The sequence below is a fragment of the Gordonia rubripertincta genome (assembly GCF_038024875.1).
GTDB classification, from domain to species: Bacteria; Actinomycetota; Actinomycetes; order Mycobacteriales; family Mycobacteriaceae; genus Gordonia; species Gordonia rubripertincta.
This window is the reverse complement of record NZ_CP136136.1, coordinates 4,998,811-5,014,804: the sequence shown is the minus strand read 5'-3', so window position 1 is coordinate 5,014,804 and position 15,994 is coordinate 4,998,811. Positions and strand designations below refer to the sequence as shown.

The 15,994-nt window shown below is 68.9% G+C and carries 17 protein-coding genes; 13 read left to right on the top strand and 4 right to left on the bottom strand.

Translation table 11 applies throughout. From position 1 onward, the window contains the following. The 4 genes from RVF83_RS22875 to cofG all read left to right on the top strand — a co-directional run bounded on the left by RVF83_RS22875 (position 1) and on the right by cofG (position 4,440). Entirely contained in the window at positions 1–390 is a 390-nt protein-coding gene (locus RVF83_RS22875; protein WP_005198678.1) for a hypothetical protein, read from the top strand. A gap of 62 nt (positions 391–452) precedes the next feature. Next, a complete protein-coding gene (locus tag RVF83_RS22870; protein WP_039880434.1) occupies positions 453–1,607 on the top strand; it encodes an FO synthase in 1,155 nt (384 codons plus the stop codon). Further along, on the top strand, positions 1,604–3,136 hold the full coding sequence (locus RVF83_RS22865; protein ID WP_005198682.1) for a flavin-containing monooxygenase: 1,533 nt from the start codon (positions 1,604–1,606) through the stop codon (positions 3,134–3,136). Before RVF83_RS22870 ends, RVF83_RS22865 begins: the two co-directional genes overlap by 4 nt. Further along, positions 3,133–4,440 carry a 7,8-didemethyl-8-hydroxy-5-deazariboflavin synthase CofG gene (gene cofG, locus RVF83_RS22860; protein WP_005198683.1) on the top strand — a complete coding sequence of 436 codons (1,308 nt, stop codon included), beginning with the start codon at positions 3,133–3,135 and terminating at the stop codon, positions 4,438–4,440. The genes RVF83_RS22865 and cofG overlap by 4 nt, the downstream gene beginning before the upstream one ends. A 92-nt stretch (positions 4,441–4,532) precedes the next feature. On the opposite strand, the gene RVF83_RS22855 is transcribed toward cofG, so the two are convergent. Further along, positions 4,533–4,916 carry a rhodanese-like domain-containing protein gene (locus tag RVF83_RS22855; RefSeq protein ID WP_005198684.1) on the bottom strand — a complete coding sequence of 128 codons (384 nt, stop codon included), beginning with the start codon at positions 4,914–4,916 and terminating at the stop codon, positions 4,533–4,535. Beyond that, positions 4,913–5,512, bottom strand: a complete 600-nt coding sequence (locus tag RVF83_RS22850) for a cysteine dioxygenase (protein WP_039880437.1) — start codon at positions 5,510–5,512, stop codon at positions 4,913–4,915. The genes RVF83_RS22855 and RVF83_RS22850 overlap by 4 nt, the downstream gene beginning before the upstream one ends. Before the next feature lie 478 nt (positions 5,513–5,990). Between RVF83_RS22850 and fdxA the strand changes: the two genes are divergently transcribed. Beyond that, positions 5,991–6,320, top strand: coding sequence for a ferredoxin (gene fdxA, locus RVF83_RS22845; protein ID WP_039880439.1), 330 nt, complete (start codon positions 5,991–5,993; stop codon positions 6,318–6,320). Between the two features lie 59 nt (positions 6,321–6,379). Further along, positions 6,380–7,522 carry a succinyldiaminopimelate transaminase gene (gene dapC / locus RVF83_RS22840; RefSeq protein ID WP_005198687.1) on the top strand — a complete coding sequence of 381 codons (1,143 nt, stop codon included), beginning with the start codon at positions 6,380–6,382 and terminating at the stop codon, positions 7,520–7,522. Positions 7,523–7,535: 13 nt separating this feature from the next. Here the strand turns inward: dapC and RVF83_RS22835 are convergent, their stop codons facing one another. Both RVF83_RS22835 and dapD read right to left on the bottom strand, forming a co-directional pair. Next, positions 7,536–7,778, bottom strand: coding sequence for a DUF3072 domain-containing protein (locus RVF83_RS22835; RefSeq protein ID WP_005198688.1), 243 nt, complete (start codon positions 7,776–7,778; stop codon positions 7,536–7,538). Positions 7,779–7,911: 133 nt separating this feature from the next. Further along, the gene (dapD, locus tag RVF83_RS22830; RefSeq protein ID WP_083877532.1) at positions 7,912–8,877 is read right to left on the bottom strand and encodes a 2,3,4,5-tetrahydropyridine-2,6-dicarboxylate N-succinyltransferase; all 966 of its coding nucleotides are present in this window, start codon (positions 8,875–8,877) and stop codon (positions 7,912–7,914) included. 215 nt (positions 8,878–9,092) lie between these two features. Here dapD and RVF83_RS22825 point away from each other — a divergent pair, with 215 nt between their 5' ends. From RVF83_RS22825 to RVF83_RS22795, 7 genes are all read left to right on the top strand, one after another. Further along, complete coding sequence (locus tag RVF83_RS22825; protein WP_005198690.1) at positions 9,093–9,614, top strand: DM13 domain-containing protein; 522 nt, start codon at positions 9,093–9,095, stop codon at positions 9,612–9,614. A gap of 44 nt (positions 9,615–9,658) precedes the next feature. Then, positions 9,659–10,756 carry a succinyl-diaminopimelate desuccinylase gene (gene dapE / locus RVF83_RS22820; protein WP_005198692.1) on the top strand — a complete coding sequence of 366 codons (1,098 nt, stop codon included), beginning with the start codon at positions 9,659–9,661 and terminating at the stop codon, positions 10,754–10,756. A 52-nt stretch (positions 10,757–10,808) separates the two neighbouring features. Further along, positions 10,809–11,633 carry a TIGR00730 family Rossman fold protein gene (locus tag RVF83_RS22815; RefSeq protein ID WP_039880441.1) on the top strand — a complete coding sequence of 275 codons (825 nt, stop codon included), beginning with the start codon at positions 10,809–10,811 and terminating at the stop codon, positions 11,631–11,633. Beyond that, positions 11,630–12,166 (top strand): TIGR00730 family Rossman fold protein, encoded by a 537-nt coding sequence (locus tag RVF83_RS22810; RefSeq protein ID WP_005198694.1) that lies wholly within the window; start codon positions 11,630–11,632, stop codon positions 12,164–12,166. The genes RVF83_RS22815 and RVF83_RS22810 overlap by 4 nt, the downstream gene beginning before the upstream one ends. A gap of 77 nt (positions 12,167–12,243) precedes the next feature. Continuing rightward, the gene (locus tag RVF83_RS22805; protein WP_005198695.1) at positions 12,244–14,073 is read left to right on the top strand and encodes a long-chain-acyl-CoA synthetase; all 1,830 of its coding nucleotides are present in this window, start codon (positions 12,244–12,246) and stop codon (positions 14,071–14,073) included. Continuing rightward, positions 14,070–14,951: a dihydropteroate synthase gene (folP, locus tag RVF83_RS22800; protein WP_005198696.1), complete on the top strand. Its 882-nt coding sequence runs from the start codon at positions 14,070–14,072 to the stop codon at positions 14,949–14,951. The genes RVF83_RS22805 and folP overlap by 4 nt, the downstream gene beginning before the upstream one ends. Next, entirely contained in the window at positions 14,948–15,961 is a 1,014-nt protein-coding gene (locus tag RVF83_RS22795) for a glucosyl-3-phosphoglycerate synthase (RefSeq protein WP_005198697.1), read from the top strand. The genes folP and RVF83_RS22795 overlap by 4 nt, the downstream gene beginning before the upstream one ends. The last annotated feature ends 33 nt before the right edge of the window (positions 15,962–15,994 follow it).

Genomic DNA, 15,994 nt, shown 5'->3' with positions numbered 1-15,994 from the left:
ATGCCAGTCCTCGATCCGCACGTCCGCAACCGGCTCCTGCTGGCGCTGCTGATCCTCGACGGGTTCGTGGTGGGCCTGCTCAGCGTGGCGTTCGCATACCAGCGGTTCGGCGGGGTCGCGCTGCCCGTCGCGGCACTGATCGGCGGTCTTCTCAACGCGGTGCTGCTGTGGCTGGCGGCCGGGTACACGTCGTCGCCGCTGCGGTATGCGCCGCTCGGCGCGTGGGGGCTCGTCGTCGTCATCGCCGGCGGCATCCCGGGGCCCGGTGGCGACGTCATCCTGAGCACGTCGGGGAACTACCTGGTCCAGACCCTTTTCCTCCTCGTGCTGGGCGTCGGCCCGGCGGCCTTGCTGGGCTGGACCCAGCGGCTCCCCGAGGCCGACGACTGAGTTTCCCCGCCGCTGTTCCCTCGCTTCGGAGAGCGATCCCGAACGAGCGTTAGAGTGTGGTCATGGTTCTGCGCGCGTGGGCCGAAGACATCACGGCCCCGATCGAGCGCGTCACAGCGGCCCTGAGCCGTCTTCGTGACGACCCGACAACCCTCGGCCCCGATGCCCTCGACGACGAGGGCTGGGTCGCGCTGCTGGGTGCGTCCGGGACCCACCTGGAAGAACTGTGCGAACTCGCCGACACCGTCCGAGCCCGGGTCACCGACCCCGAGGTCCTGACCTTCGTCGTCAACCGCAATCTGGACACCGGGGTCGCCGCCCGCCTCATCTCCGATTCACGTCGCCCGGGCGAACCTGCGCTCGCCGATCTGGTCGGGGAGGCCGTGGAACTCGGCGCCACCGAGATCTGCATGCAGGGACCGTTGCCCGCCGACCGACCGGCCACCGACTACGTCCGCCTCGTCGAAGAGATCACCGGCGCGGCAGACGGTCTGCATCTGCACGCGTATCGCGCCGCCGAGATCGCCGACGGCGCGAGCCGGACCGGGGTGACGGTCGGCGAACATCTCCGTCGCCTGCGCGCCGCCGGGCTCGGGTCCATCCCCGGAACCGCCGCCCTGATTCTGGACGACACCGTCCGCGGACACCTGTCGCCGACCGGGTCCGCACCCGCCCGCGACTGGATCGAGGTCATCGAGGCCGCGCACGGCGCCGGGCTGTTCTCGACGGCCACGATCGTCTACGGACATGTCGAGACCCCGGAGCAGCAGGTCGCTCACCTGCGTACGCTGCTCGGGATCCAGCGCCGTACGAGCGGATTCACCGAGCTGATCCTCATGCCGATGGTCGCCACCAACACGCCGCCGCATCTGACCGCCGCCGCGACGTCGACCGCCTCGCAGCGGGAGACCCGCGCGTTGCACGCGGTCGCCCGGCTGATGTCCGTCGGTCTCATCGACCACGTGCAGGTCGCCTGGACCAAGCTGGACCCCGACACCGTGGACCTGCTGCTGCACGGCGGTGCCGACGACATCGGCGGCCTGCTGCTCGACGGCCGGCTCATGCCGGACGCCGGTCCGGAGATGGGTCGCGTCCTCGACGTCGACACCCTCGTCGGCATCGCCGAACGCGCCGGTCGCGCACCGCGTCAGCGCACCACCCGTTATGCCGAGCCGGAAGCCGATCGGCTGATCCCCATCCCGCAGGTGCGTTCGTGACGGTGACGACGCAGGGGGGTGAGCGGGTGGACATCGACACGGTCCACGACGTCGATGTCGCCATCATCGGTGCCGGGTTCGCCGGCCTCGGGATGGCCACGCAGCTCGCCCGTCGCGGCCGCGAATCCTTCGTCGTCCTCGAACGTGCCGACGCGGTGGGCGGCACCTGGCGGGACAACGTCTACCCCGGTATCGCCTGTGACATCCCCGCACACCTGTACTCGTTCTCGTTCCGTCCGCCGGCCGACTGGGCGTCGCGGTACCCGAGTGGCCACGAGATCCGCGACTACCTCGAGCAGACCGTCGCCGACGAGGGTCTCGCCGAGCACATCCTGCTGAACTGCGAACTGCGACAGGCGGCCTGGGACGAGGTCGCAGCCCGCTGGACCATCACCGCCGGGACCGCGGACGGACCCGGCCAGACCTTCCGCGCGCGAAGTCTGGTCCTCGCCGTCGGCCGGTTGTCGGAGGCGAAGATCCCCGACATCGAGGGTCTCGGCGATTTTCCCGGCCAGGTCGTCCACACGGCGGCCTGGCACGACGACGTCGCCGTCGAGGGTGCCCGGGTCGGCGTGGTGGGAACCGGTGCCTCGGCCGTGCAGCTGATCCCGCACCTGGCCGGCGCAGCCGAGGAACTCGTCGTCTTCTGCCGGACCGCTCCCTACGTGGTGCCGCGCGAGGACCGCCGGTACACGGCCGACGAACGCGCCGCGCTGCTCGATCCCGAGGTCGCCGGCGAGGTCCGCCACCGGCTCCTCACCGAGGCCGACGGGGCGTTCCGCCAGCGACTCGGCCTCCACCCCGACATCGACCAGATCCGGGCCCGTGCCCGCAACCATCTCCACGCGCAGGTCGACGACCCGGAACTGCGTGAGCTGCTGACCCCGGATTACGAGATCGGCTGCAAGCGAATCCTTCTCAGCGACGATTTCTATCCGGCGCTGCAGCGGTCGAACGTGGTGTTCGAGCCGAGCGCGCTGGAGTCGATCGCCGAGTCCAAGGCCACCGCGCGTAGCGGACGCACGTTCGATCTCGACGTCCTCGTCATGGCAACAGGGTTCGAGTCCGCCCGTCCGCCGGCCGCGAGCCGGGTCGTCGGCCGCGCGGGCGTGCGTCTCTCGGAACACTGGGCAGCGGGCATGACCTCATATGCGTCGACCGTCGTCAGTGGCTTCCCCAACATGTTCGTCCTCGACGGGCCGAACGCGGCGCTCGGCCACAACTCGGCGATCTACATGATCGAGACGCAACTCGACTACGTGCTCGGTGCGCTGGAGTTCATGGGCGGCACCGAGGTCCGGGCGCTGGAGGTCTCCGCGGAGGCCGAAGCCGCCTACACCCGCGAGATCGACGAGCGCAGTGCGTCGACGGTATGGCTGACCGGTTGCGACAGTTGGTATGTCGACCCGAAGAGCGGCCGCCTGACGCTGCTGTGGCCGGGGACGGCGGCGTCGTTCCGCGAACGCAACGGCACCTTCGATCCCGCGCCCTATCTGACCATCACCGATTCTCCGGAGGGGGAACGATGACCGACCTCAGCATCCCCGTGGTACGGACCAACGCAGTGGAAAGCGCTGCCACGGAACGTCCTTCGCGTGACGCGATCGATGCCGCCCTGGCCGCCGCCGAGGCCCGGGAGTCGATCGACATCCATCAGGCCGTCACGTTGCTGTCTTCTGCCGGCCAGGATCTCGCGCGCCTGCAGTCGATCGCGGGCGCGATCCGCGACGAGGGGCTCGCCGCGGTCGGCCGGTCGCGCCAGGTCACCTACTCGCGCAAGGTGTTCATCCCGCTGACCCGACTGTGCCGCGATCGCTGCCACTACTGCACCTTCGTGACCGTGCCCGGGAAACTCGCCCGTGCCGGCGAGGGGTTGTACCTCGAACTCGACGAGGTCGTCGACCTCGCCCGCCGCGGAGCCGAACTCGGTTGCAAGGAAGCGCTGTTCACGCTCGGCGACCGTCCCGAGGACCGGTGGCCGGAGGCCCGCGAATGGCTTGCCGAGCGCGGATATTCGTCGACCCTCGACTACGTCCGTGCAGCCGCCGTGGCCGTGCTGACCGAGACCGGCCTGCTGCCGCACCTGAACCCCGGGGTGATGAGCCTCGAGGAACTCCTGCACCTGCGGCCCGTGGCCCCGTCGATGGGCATGATGCTCGAGACCACGTCGCGTCGACTCTTCACCGAGAGGGGGCAACCGCACTACGGCAGCCCGGACAAGGATCCGCTGGTCCGGATGCAGGTGCTGCGCGACGCCGGCGCGGCGCGTGTCCCGTTCACCACCGGCATCCTCGTGGGGATCGGCGAATCGTTGTACGAGCGAGCCGAATCCCTCTTGGCCATCGCGGAGGTGCAGGCCGCCGGCGGTCACATCCAAGAGGTGATCGTGCAGAACTTCCGGGCCAAGCCCGACACCGCGATGCGATCCACCCCCGACGCGGAGATGAGTGAGTTCCTGGCGGCGGTCGCTGTCGCACGGATCGTGCTCGGACCCCACATGCGGGTGCAGGCGCCGCCGAACCTCGTGTCCCCGGCCGAATGCGCCGCGTTGATCGCCTCCGGCATCGACGACTGGGGCGGGGTGTCGCCGCTGACCCCCGACCACGTGAACCCGGAACGTCCCTGGCCCAACCTGGATGCACTCGCAGCCCGGACCGCCGAGTCGGATTTCGTTCTCACCGAACGCATCACGGCCCAGCCGACATATGTGCTCAACGCCGCGGACTGGATCGACCCGGCCCTCACGCACCACGTCGCCGCGCTGGCCGACCCGGAGACCGGACTCGCCGCCGACACCCGTCCCGCGCCGCGACCCTGGCCGGCTGTCGCCTAGACGCCGCAGGAGCGCCGCTTCTGGCCCGAATCGCCGTCTCTAGCTGACGATTTCGCCGGGACGTCGCGATTCTGTGGCGGCTCCGGGGGTGATCAGCCCAACAGCGGCGCAAGCGCCTCGTACCCGCCGATCACGTCGGTCGCGCGATGGAGTCCGAGGTCCTGCAGTGCCGCCGCGGCGAGACTCGATGTGTAGCCCTGCTGGCAGAGGATGATCCACCGCACGTCGTGATCGACGGCTTCGGGGATTCGGGCATCGCTGGCGGGATCGCACCGCCATTCGAGGACGTTGCGCTCGATGACGAGCGCCAGATCCGTCTCGCCCTCCTGGGCGCGCTGGGCAGCCGGCCGGATGTCGACGAGCACCGCGCCGGCCTCGAGTTCGGCGGGGACCGACGCGGCGTCGATGCGCTGTAGTCGCGAACGTGCCTCGGCGAGGATGTCGTCGATGGTGCGGGGAGCCGGCTTGTCGCTCATTCGGGTTCGTCGGTCAGGACCGTGCGGGTACGACGCAGATGGCCGACGTCGGCCACCTCGTAGTACGACATCGCGGTCAGCGGCGGGGAGTAGGCGTGGACGCTGAGCGTCGGCTCGGTGACCTGAATCGTCGGGTTCTTCACGACGTCGTGCACCCACCCGAGGGGGAAGGCCGCCTGATCGCCGGCGTCGAGGACACGCACAGCCAGATCGTCCCCCGTCCAGTGGTACTCCCGCAAGGAGCCTGAGAGGACGGTCAGCGCGCCGAGCGAGCCGGCGTGGTCATGCAGCTCGGTGGCCTCGCCCGGAGTCCAGCTGATGAGCCAGACATCGAGGTCGTCGTCGGCGTGGATACGCGTCGACCAGCGGTGCGTGGTGTCCCATTCGGCGGGCAGCAGGGCGTCGTGCCGGCCGTCGAGGACGTCGGCGACCCCCTGGTCGGTGATGCGCAGCAGGTCGGCGGGTCGCAGACGCGTCGGCAGGTGGGTCCGCGGGCGCGGCGCGTCGGCGGCCACGCGCGTCCGGGTGATCGGGGTGAGGCCCGGCGAGGTGAGCGACGGAGAGGAGGAGGTGGAGCGCGCAAGGGTCGAGGTTATGAGAGATCCTTGAGGGAAGTGGACGTGCGGGTCGGGGGCCGGAGATCAGCGACAGCACATACACATGTCCCGCGACGCCGGCTCGAGGCCCGACACAGCCCAGAGGCTGGTGCGAGGGCGGCCCACAGCGACCGGATTCACGACGATCATGCCGCCGACGATGCCTCGCGCGTTGTTCTCTGTCCATAATTGGCGGCACCCTGAGTGAAAGTCCGGTTTCACTGTGGTGCGCGCCCGGCCGGGATAGGGGACATCTTTACGGGAGTGGGCCGCTGGTGATGTGATTCTCGGCACAACGGGGCGTTCTGCGTGCTGTTGAGCCGGGGGTGATTTCATCGTGGGCACCACCGGGGCGGATACTCTGGGTTGCGGTTCGACCAGCCCTCGGACCGCAACCGGCGCCGACGCCGGAGGGTCGTTCGACGCCGAACTGCTCATCCGCCTCGCGCCGACAACGATCTTCCTAGCGAAGGAGTGAGTGGTGACCTACATCATCGCGGAGCCTTGCGTCGATGTCCTGGACAAGGCTTGCGTGGAGGAATGCCCCGTCGACTGCATCTACGAGGGTGGGCGCATGCTCTACATCCAGCCGGATGAGTGCGTCGACTGCGGTGCGTGCGAGCCGGTGTGCCCGGTTGAGGCAATCTTCTACGAGGACGATGTCCCGGATGAGTGGGAACCCTACGTCAGCGCCAACGCCGACTTCTTCGACGATCTCGGCTCGCCCGGCGGCGCCAGCAAGGTCGGCAAGACCGACGCCGACCCGGCGTTCATCAAGGGCCTGCCGCCCATGAACGTAGAAGACTGACGGCCCGACGGCTTCCCGTCTTCGAAGTAGACCGCCCGGACGGATAGGACTGGCCCGCAGTGAGCACCCCCACCTCTCGCGCAGCAGCGCCGCTGCGTGTGTCGGCGACGCGCGTGAGCGGTCGGCTGCCCGATTTCCCCTGGGACACCCTCGCGGGTGCGAAGGCCACGGCGCAGTCCCATCCCGACGGCATCGTCGACCTGTCGGTCGGCACGCCGGTCGACCCGGTGCCGGAGCTGATCCGGAACGCACTGGCCGACGCGTCCGGGTTCCCGGGGTACCCGACGACCATCGGCACCACCGAGCTGCGCGAGGCTGCTGCCGAGTCGCTCACCCGGCGCCACGGCGTGACGAACCTCGATCCGTCGGGCATCCTGCCGGTCATCGGCACCAAGGAGGCGATCGCCGGCTTGGCGTCGACCTTCGGCGTCGGTCCGGGAGACGACGTGGTGATTCCCGAGGTCGCCTACCCGACCTATGAGGTCAGTGCGCTGCTGGCCGGCGCCCGCGCTGTCCGGGCGGACTCGACCGTCGCGCTCGGCCCGATGAACCCGGCGCTGATGTTCATCAACTCACCGGCGAATCCGACCGGCAAGGTCCTCGGCGTCGACCACCTGCGCAAGGTCGTCGGCTGGGCGCGCGAACGCGGCACGGTCGTGGTGTCCGACGAGTGCTACCTCGGGCTGAGCTGGGAGGGCGAGCCGCTCTCGATCCTCGACCCGAGGGTGTGCGACGGCGACCACACCGGTCTGCTTGCGGTGCACTCGCTGTCGAAGATCTCCAACCTCGCGTCGTACCGGGCCGGCTTCTTCGCCGGCGATACTGAACTCATCGCCGAACTGCTCGCGGTCCGCAAACACGCCGGCTTCATGCTGCCCTTCCCCATCCAGGGGGCGATGACCGCCGCGCTCCGCGACGATGCGCACGTCGACGAACAGCACGCACGCTATGCGGCGCGGCGTCGTACGTTGCTCGCCGCGGTCGAGGCGGCCGGTTTCCGCGTCGACCACTCCGAGGCCGGCCTGTACCTATGGGCCACCCGCGACGAGCCGTGCCGCGACACCGTCAGTTGGCTAGCCGAACGCGGAATCCTCTGTGCCCCCGGCGATTTCTACGGTCCGGCCGGGGAGAAGCACGTCCGCATGGCGCTCACCGCCACCGACGAACGCATCGCCGCCGCGGCCGCGCGCCTGGCCGCCTAGGCGTCTCGGGCGGTCAGCCCCGCCCGCTCTTGCTCTGCAGTCGCTCGATCTCTTCCGACGCCTGGGCCTTGGTGAGGTCGGCCGAGATGGTCTCGCCCGCCTCGCGGGCCAACGTGTCGAGATAGCTGCGCTGTGCGCCGGTCATCGGTTCGTCGCCGGTCACCCAGTCGTCGGGATCCTTCTCGGTGCTGTTGCCGGCCCCGGCGCCGAGGACGTCGTCGCCGCCCGGCGTCGAACTGCTGTTCGATGTGCTCATGGGTCCACCGTACGAGTCATTCCGCGATCCGGCCACCCGCCCGCGCGTGACTCACAGGGAAACCCACCACAAATGGCCGAACCCAGCACCTTGTCGGTGCTGGGTTCGGCAACGGGGGGGTCTGCGGTCGACCTCAGTTGTGCTTGTGCAGCGCCTCGTTGAGTGCGATGCCGTCGCCCTTCCATGGCACGACCTCGACCGCGCCGGTCAGGCTGTTGCGACGGAACAGCAGGTTCGACTGGCCCGCCAGGTCGCGCGCCTTGACCTGGGTGCCGTCCGGGCCGGTCACCTTGGTGCCGGCGGTGACGTACAGGCCGGCCTCGATGACGCAGTCGTCGCCGAGCGGGATGCCGCAGCCGGCGTTCGCGCCGAGCAGGCAGCGCTTGCCGAGGGAGATGATCTCCTTGCCGCCGCCGGAGAGCGTGCCCATCGTCGACGCGCCGCCACCGATGTCGGAACCGTCGCCGACGACGACACCTGCAGAGATGCGACCCTCGACCATCGACGCGCCGAGGGTGCCGGCGTTGAAGTTCACGAAGCCCTCGTGCATCACGGTGGTGCCGGCGGCCAGGTGGGCGCCGAGACGGATGCGGTCCGCGTCACCGATGCGGACGCCGCCGGGGACGACGTAGTCGACCATGCGGGGGAACTTGTCGATCGAGTACACGGTCACCGGACCGCGGGCGCGCAGCTTGGCGCGAACCGACTCGAAGTTCTCGATCGCGCACGGGCCGTGGTTGGTCCAGGCGACGTTGGCGAGCAGCCCGAACATGCCCTCGAGGTTCGCGCCGTGCGGCTCGATGAGGCGATGGGAGAGCAGGTGGAGTCGGAGGTAGACGTCGTAGGCGTCGACCGGGGCGACCGACAGGTCGGCGATACCGGTGCGGACCGCGATGGTCTTGACGCCGCGGGCCTCGTCGACACCGACCAGTTCGCGCAGTTCCGCCGGCGTCGACTGCTCGTCGAGGACGACGGTCTCTGCGGTCTCGACGCCGTCGAGTTCGGGTGCGGGGAACCAGACGTCGAGCACGACTCCGGGAGTCGACCCCCCGTCGATCACGGTTGCGATGCCAGTTGCGTGTGCGCCAGTAGTTGTCACGAGACCCGAGTCTAGGCGATCGACCGCGGTGAACGACGCCGTGCCTCCTGCCGCCCGCCGTCGGTGGCGCTCCGGGTCCGACGGGTGCTCGGCCCGTCATGCGAACAGCGCAAAGTCCTGGTGGGAGCGGGTTCGGGGCTCGTATCGTCGCTGGCATGACCGGCCACGACCGACCTTCCTCACCCGTCCCGCGGCGCCGGCGTCGATGGCCCTGGGTGCTCGGCGGCGTGGGCGTGCTGGTCGTGGTCGCCGTCGCGGTTGCCGCGGTGATCTTCCAGCCGTGGCTGATCTTCGTCGACACCGAGGTCGACGACGAGATCCCGGTCGCGGTGACGCCATCGACCTCCCAGGACGGTCAACCCCCGCCGGCGGCGCCGACCCTGCTGTCCGCGGGGCGCCTGATCAGCCATGAGCATTCGACCTCCGGAACCGTGTCGGTCATCCAGAAGCCCGACGGCACACGCGTTCTCGCGATCGAGAACCTCGACACCACCACCGGACCCGACGTCCACGTCTGGCTCTCCCAGGCCGAGGTCGTGGAAGGCTTCGGCGGATGGCGCACAGCCGCCGGTCCGCCCCATGTCGACCTCGGGACGATCAAAGGAAACAAGGGCGACCAGGTCTACGAAGTCCCCGCGGACGTCGACCTCGACGCCTATCCCGCGGTGTTCCTCTGGTGCGTGAAGTTCAGCGTCTCGTTCGGTGCGGCCGAGCTGGCCGCACCGGGCGTCCGCTGATCCATGTCGGTTGAGCCTGTCGGAACCCGGATACGGTAGGTGGCGTGAGCACCGTACTCGACCTCGCCGCCGATCCCATCGCACTGACCGCCGCCCTCGTCGACATCGAGAGCGAGTCACGTAACGAGTCCGCCATCGCCGACGCGGTGGAAGCGGCACTGCGGGAGCAGACGACGGGCTTCGAGATCCTCCGCCACGGCAACCGGGTGCTCGCCCGCACCAACCGTGGGAAGGCGCAGCGCGTCATCCTCGCCGGACACCTCGACACCGTGCCCGTCGCCGGCAACCTGCCGTCGCGGCGCGAGACGGATCCCGAGGAGGGTGACGTCCTGCACGGCTGCGGCACCGTCGACATGAAGTCAGGCGACGCGGTGTTCCTGCATCTCGCCGCGACGCTCGAGGATCCCGCCCACGACCTGACACTGATCTTCTACGACTGCGAGGAGATCGCCGCTGAGTTCAACGGGCTCAACGACATCGAGCGGGAACTGCCGGAGTGGCTCGCCGGTGACGTCGCCATCCTCGGCGAACCCACCGCCGGTCTCATCGAGGCGGGTTGCCAGGGGACGCTACGGGTTCGGCTTGCGACGTCGGGAACGCGATCGCACTCGGCCCGGTCGTGGATGGGCGACAACGCCATCCACAAGCTCGGGGGAGCGCTGACCACCCTGGCCGCCTACGAGCCGCGCCGCGTCGACATCGACGGGTGCGAGTACCGCGAGGGACTCTCGGCGGTCGGGCTCGCCGGTGGTGTCGCGGGCAACGTCATCCCCGACGCCGCGTACGTCGATGTGAACTTCCGCTTCGCCCCGGACCGGTCCGTCGAGCAGGCCCTCGACCACGTCCGCGAGGTCTTCGCCGGCGACCTCGCCGACGGTACGGTCACCCTCGAGGTCACCGACGCCGCGGCCGGCGCGCTCCCCGGCCTGGCCCACCCGGCGGCAGCCGCCCTCGTCGAGGCCGCACAGGGACGCTTCCGCGCGAAGTACGGCTGGACCGACGTCTCGCGGTTCTCTGCCCTCGGCATCCCCGCGGTGAACCTCGGCCCCGGCGACCCTAATCTCGCCCACCGCCGCGACGAGCGGGTCCCGGTCGAGCAGATCCGTACGGTCACCGAACTGCTTCGCGCCTACCTGTCCTGACCCGGGCCGACGCCGGACGAGAGCGGCATCCCACGCTGCTAGCGTGAGCCGCATGTCGACCAATCCGGAACCTCCTGCGCACGATCCCGCCGCCGACGACGTCTGCTATGTCGGACCGATCCGAATCCGGCCGGAGCAGCGGGGCAAGACGACCGACCGGCGACTGCTCGAGTGGGTCGACCCGCGCGACCCGGAGAGCCGTGCCGAACGCACCATGCGCGACTCGTGGCGGGTGTTGCGCATCCAGTCGGAGTTCGTCGCCGGATTCGACGCCATGAGCGGCGTCGCCGAGGCGGTGACCGTGTTCGGGTCGGCACGACTGAAGCCGGACTCGCCGGAGTACGCGCTCGGCGTGCGGGTCGGGCGCGCGCTCGGCGAGGCCGGCTATGCGGTCATCACCGGCGGCGGGCCGGGCGCCATGCAGGCGGCGAACCAGGGTGCGCACGAGGCGGGCGCCCAGTCGATCGGCCTGAACATCGAGCTGCCCTTCGAACAGGGCCTCAACCCGTGGGTCGACCTCGGCATGAACTTTCGCTACTTCTTCGTCCGCAAGACGATGTTCGTGAAGTACGCGCAGGCCTTCGTCTGCCTGCCCGGAGGCATGGGCACGCTCGACGAGCTGTTCGAGGCGCTCACCCTGGTGCAGACCAAGAAGGTGGTGCGGTTCCCGATCGTGCTGGTGGGCAGCGACTTCTGGGGCGGGTTGCTCGACTGGATGCGCGACGTCCTGGCCGCGCGCGGCATGATCTCGCCCGAGGACCTCGACCTGCTGACCGTCGTCGACGACCCCGACGACGTCGTCGCGGCGATCGAGGCGGCCGCCCCGACTCATCCTGGCGTGAACCCGCCCGGAGTCGATGGCACGATTGCCCGGTGAGTGCCGTCTGTGTCTACTGCGCGTCCGGTCCCGTCGAGCAACGCTTCCTCGATCTCGCCTCCGAGGTGGGGGTGGCGCTCGCAGGTGCGGGCCACACCGTCGTCTCCGGCGGCGGCAACGTCTCCATGATGGGTGCGCTGGTCACGTCGGCGCGCGCGGCGGGCGGCCACACCATCGGCATCATCCCGAAGGCGTTGATCGAGCGCGAGGTCGCCGACCTCGGGTCCGACGAACTGGTCATCACCGAGACCATGCGTGAACGCAAGCGCCTCATGGACGAGCGCGCGGACGGTTTCATCACGCTCCCCGGGGGTATCGGAACCCTCGAGGAGCTGTTCGAGACCTGGACGGGTGGGTACCTGGGCATGCACGAGAAGCCGGTGGTCCTGCTCGATCCTTTTGATTTCTACGCGCCGCTCCTCGGCTGGCTGCGAGAGTTGTCGACAACCGGATTCGTCTCCCAGCGATCGTTGGATCGACTGTTGGTCACGGCCTCCGTCGACGAGGCTGTCGAGTTGGCGACACAGCGGTAGGAACTCCCTACCGGCCGGTAAGGTAGCGCGGTGAGTGCGCGGGGCACTCACGACGCCCAGCGGAGAGCGGAGGCCACATGTCCCCAGAGACCCAGCCCAAGGACGTCCAGACGGACTCGAAGACGGACGGTTCGAACCAGGACGCGGTGAAGACAGTCGGGGTGGGGGATCTCCTGCGCGGCGTGGTGAAGATGGCGCCACACGCGACCGGGATGATCAAGCACGCACCGGGCCTCATCCGACGCCCGCCGGAGGCGCGGAAGACGATCGGCTCGGTCTTCCAGAAGCTGGCCAACGCTCATCCGGACCGTCCGTTCGTCCGGTTCGAGGGACGCACGACCACCTACGGTGAGGCCAATCGCCGTGTGAACCGTTATGCCGCAGTCCTTTCCGATGCCGGCGTCGGCAAGGGCGACGTGGTCGCCCTGCTCTCCAAGAACAACACCACCGATCTGCTGCTGATGCTGGCGACGGTGAAGATCGGCGCGATCGCCGGGATGCTGAACTACAACCAACGCGGGGATGTCCTCGAGCACTCGGTCAAGCTGCTCGGGGCCACGGTCCTCGTCCACGATCCGGACTGTGCCGAGGCCTTCGAGTCGATCCCGGAATCGGCGCTGCCCGATCATGTCTTCGACTTCGCCGAATTCGACGCCGCCGCCGAGGACAAGCCGGACACCGATCCGGAGATCACCTCACAACTGCCGGCCTCGACCAAGGCCTTCTACATCTTCACCTCGGGCACCACCGGCATGCCCAAGGCCAGCGTGATGAGCCACAACCGGTGGCTGGCCAGCTTCTCGGGAATCGGCGGCCTCGCGGTTCGGCTGCGCCACAGCGACACCATGTACGTGCCGCTGCCGCTCTACCACAACAACGCACTGTCGGTGTCGCTGTCGTCGGTGCTGGCGTCGGGCGCGTGCTTCGCGATCGGCAGGTCGTTCTCGGCGTCGAAGTTCTGGGACGACGTGATCCTCAACCGCGCCACCGCCTTCTGTTACATCGGTGAGCTGTGCCGCTACCTGCTGGCGCAGCCGGAGAAACCCACCGACCGGCAGCACTCGGTCCGCACCGTGGTCGGCAACGGGATGCGCCCCGATATCTGGGACGAGTTCCGCGAGCGGTTCGGCGTGGACCGCGTCGTCGAGTTCTACGGCGCCAGCGAACTCAACCTGGCCTTCGTCAACGCCTTCACCGTCGACAAAACGGCCGGCTTCTGCCCGCTGCCGTACAAGATCGTGGAGTACGACGAGGAGGGCAACCCCAAGCGCAACGCCGAGGGACGGCTGACCGAGGTCGGTAAGGGCGGGACGGGTCTGTTGCTCGCGCAGATCTCCAACCGCGTCCCGGTCGACGGTTACACCGACGAAGAGGAGACCGAGAAGAAGATCGTGCGCGACGCCTTCAAGAAGGGCGACTCGTACTTCAACTCGGGCGACCTCGTCCGCGACCAGGGCTTCGCGCACATCTCCTTCGTCGACCGCCTCGGCGACACCTTCCGCTGGAAGGGTGAGAACGTGGCCACCACCGAGGTCGAGGGTGCGGTCGATTCCTACGACGCGGTGGCCCAGTCGGTGGCCTATGGCGTCGAGGTGCCCGGCACCGACGGCCGCGCGGGGATGGTGGCGATCAAGCTGCGCGACGGCGCCGACCTCGAGCCGAAGCGGCTCGCCGAACACCTCTACAAGGCGCTGCCGTCGTATGCGGTTCCGCTGTTCGTGCGGATCGTCGACGACTTCGAGCAGACCTCGACGTTCAAGAACCGTAAGGTCGAACTCCGTAAGGAAGGTTATGCCGACGCCGAGGCCGATAAGGTCTACGTGCTGGTCGGCAAGGAGAAGGGCTACGTGGAGTACTACGAGGATTACCCGGACGACGTGGCAGCCGCCAAGGTTCCCAAGGGATGACCGTTTCGCCGACCCTGTGCGGTCGTCCGGTGGCCACCGACCGCGCGCTGGTCATGGCGATCGTCAACCGCACCCCCGACTCCTTCTACGACCGTGGCGCCAGCTTCGACGACACCGCCGCGCAGCGGCGCGTCGACCAGGTGGTCGCCGAAGGTGCCGACATCATCGATGTCGGCGGGGTGAAGGCAGGGCCCGGCGAGGAGGTCGACGCGACGACCGAGGCGGCTCGCGTGGTGCCGATGATCGCGTGGATCCGCGAGCGCCACCCGGATGTGCTGATCAGCGTCGACACGTGGCGCAGCGAGGTCGCCGACCAGGCGTGCGCGGCGGGGGCCGATCTCATCAACGACACGTGGGCCGGATTCGATCCCGAGGTCGTCGCGGTGGCCGCCGAACGCGGCGCGGGGATCGTGTGTTCGCACACCGGCGGCGCCGTCGTCCGGACCCGTCCGCACCGGGTCTCCTACGGCGATTCCGTCGACGCGGTGGTGGCCGATGTGCTCGCCGAGGTGACCGGGGCGGCCGAACGGGCTCTGGCTGCGGGCGTACATCGAGACGCGATCGTTATCGACCCGACGCATGATTTCGGCAAGAACACTCACCACGGGCTCGCTCTGTTACGCGGTGTGAAAGATCTTGTTAATACGGGCTGGCCGGTCCTGATGGCGCTGAGCAACAAGGATTTCGTGGGGGAGACTCTGGGTACAGACCTGGAGCAACGGTTGGAAGGAACTCTCGCCGCGACTGCTCTGGCCGCCGCCGAAGGCGCCCGGATCTTTCGCGTACACGAGGTCGCCGCCACCCGTCGTGTGGTCGACATGGTCGCTGCCATCGCGGGAACGAGACCGCCCGCCCGAACAGTCAGGGGACTTGCATGACCAAGCAGAAGCGACGTAACCCCATCACTCGCGACAAGGGCGCCGTCTGGCCGACGCCGGCCGAGGCTCTGGGTACCAAGCGGCAGTGGTCGGCAACCCACACCTGGGAACAGCCGGACTGGACCATCGACGAACTCGTCGCCGCAAAGGCCGGTCGCACCGTCTCGGTGGTGCTCCCCGCGCTGAACGAGGAGGAGACCGTCGCCGACGTGATCGCCTCGATAATGCCGCTGTACGGCACGCTCGTCGACGAACTCATCGTCCTCGACTCGGGCTCCACCGATGCCACCGCCGAGCGTGCTCTCGCCGCCGGCGCGCAGGTCATCAGCCGTGAAGAGGCGGTACCCGAACTCGAACCCGTCAAGGGCAAGGGTGAGGTGCTGTGGCGTTCGATCGCCGCGACCACCGGCGACATCATCGCCTTCGTCGACTCCGACCTGATCGACCCGGACCCGGCGTTCGTGCCGAAGATGCTCGGACCGCTCCTGGTGAACCCGGAGATCCATCTGGTGAAGGGCTACTACCGCCGCCCGCTGCGGACCGGCGGCACCCAGGACGCCAACGGCGGCGGTCGCGTCACCGAACTCGTCGCCCGTCCGTTGCTGGCCTCCCAGAAGCCCGACCTCACCGCGGTTCTCCAGCCGCTCGGCGGTGAGTACGCAGGCACCCGCGAGATGCTGTCGTCGGTGCCGTTCGCGCCCGGCTACGGCGTGGAGATCGGCCTCCTCATCGACACCTACGACCGGTACGGTCTCGCCGGCATCGGACAGGTCAACCTCGGCGTTCGCACCCACCGCAACCGTCCGCTCATCGAACTCGGCGTCATGAGCCGACAGATCGTCGGCACGCTCATGCGGCGATGCGGCATCGAGGACTCCGGTGTCGGACTCACCCAGTTCACCGCCGAGTCCGACGGCTCGTTCACCCCGCACACCACCGAGGTCTACCTCGAGGACCGTCCGCCGATGAACACGCTCCGCTCCGTCGATGCCAAGGTGATGGCCTCCTAAGCGATCTCGTAGGGCACCGACGACCACTCGACC

Bases quoted from the DNA above. Each gene is read 5' to 3' on its own strand.
- RVF83_RS22805 (WP_005198695.1), top strand. From the start codon at position 12,244: ATGTCCCCAGAGACCCAGCCCAAGGACGTCCAGACGGACTCGAAGACG.
- RVF83_RS22795 (WP_005198697.1), top strand. From the start codon at position 14,948: ATGACCAAGCAGAAGCGACGTAACCCCATCACTCGCGACAAGGGCGCC.
- RVF83_RS22815 (WP_039880441.1), top strand. From the start codon at position 10,809: ATGTCGACCAATCCGGAACCTCCTGCGCACGATCCCGCCGCCGACGAC.
- RVF83_RS22835 (WP_005198688.1), bottom strand. From the start codon at position 7,778: ATGAGCACATCGAACAGCAGTTCGACGCCGGGCGGCGACGACGTCCTC.
- RVF83_RS22855 (WP_005198684.1), bottom strand. From the start codon at position 4,916: ATGAGCGACAAGCCGGCTCCCCGCACCATCGACGACATCCTCGCCGAG.
- cofG (WP_005198683.1), top strand. From the start codon at position 3,133: ATGACCGACCTCAGCATCCCCGTGGTACGGACCAACGCAGTGGAAAGC.
- folP (WP_005198696.1), top strand. From the start codon at position 14,070: ATGACCGTTTCGCCGACCCTGTGCGGTCGTCCGGTGGCCACCGACCGC.
- RVF83_RS22870 (WP_039880434.1), top strand. From the start codon at position 453: ATGGTTCTGCGCGCGTGGGCCGAAGACATCACGGCCCCGATCGAGCGC.
- RVF83_RS22875 (WP_005198678.1), top strand. From the start codon at position 1: ATGCCAGTCCTCGATCCGCACGTCCGCAACCGGCTCCTGCTGGCGCTG.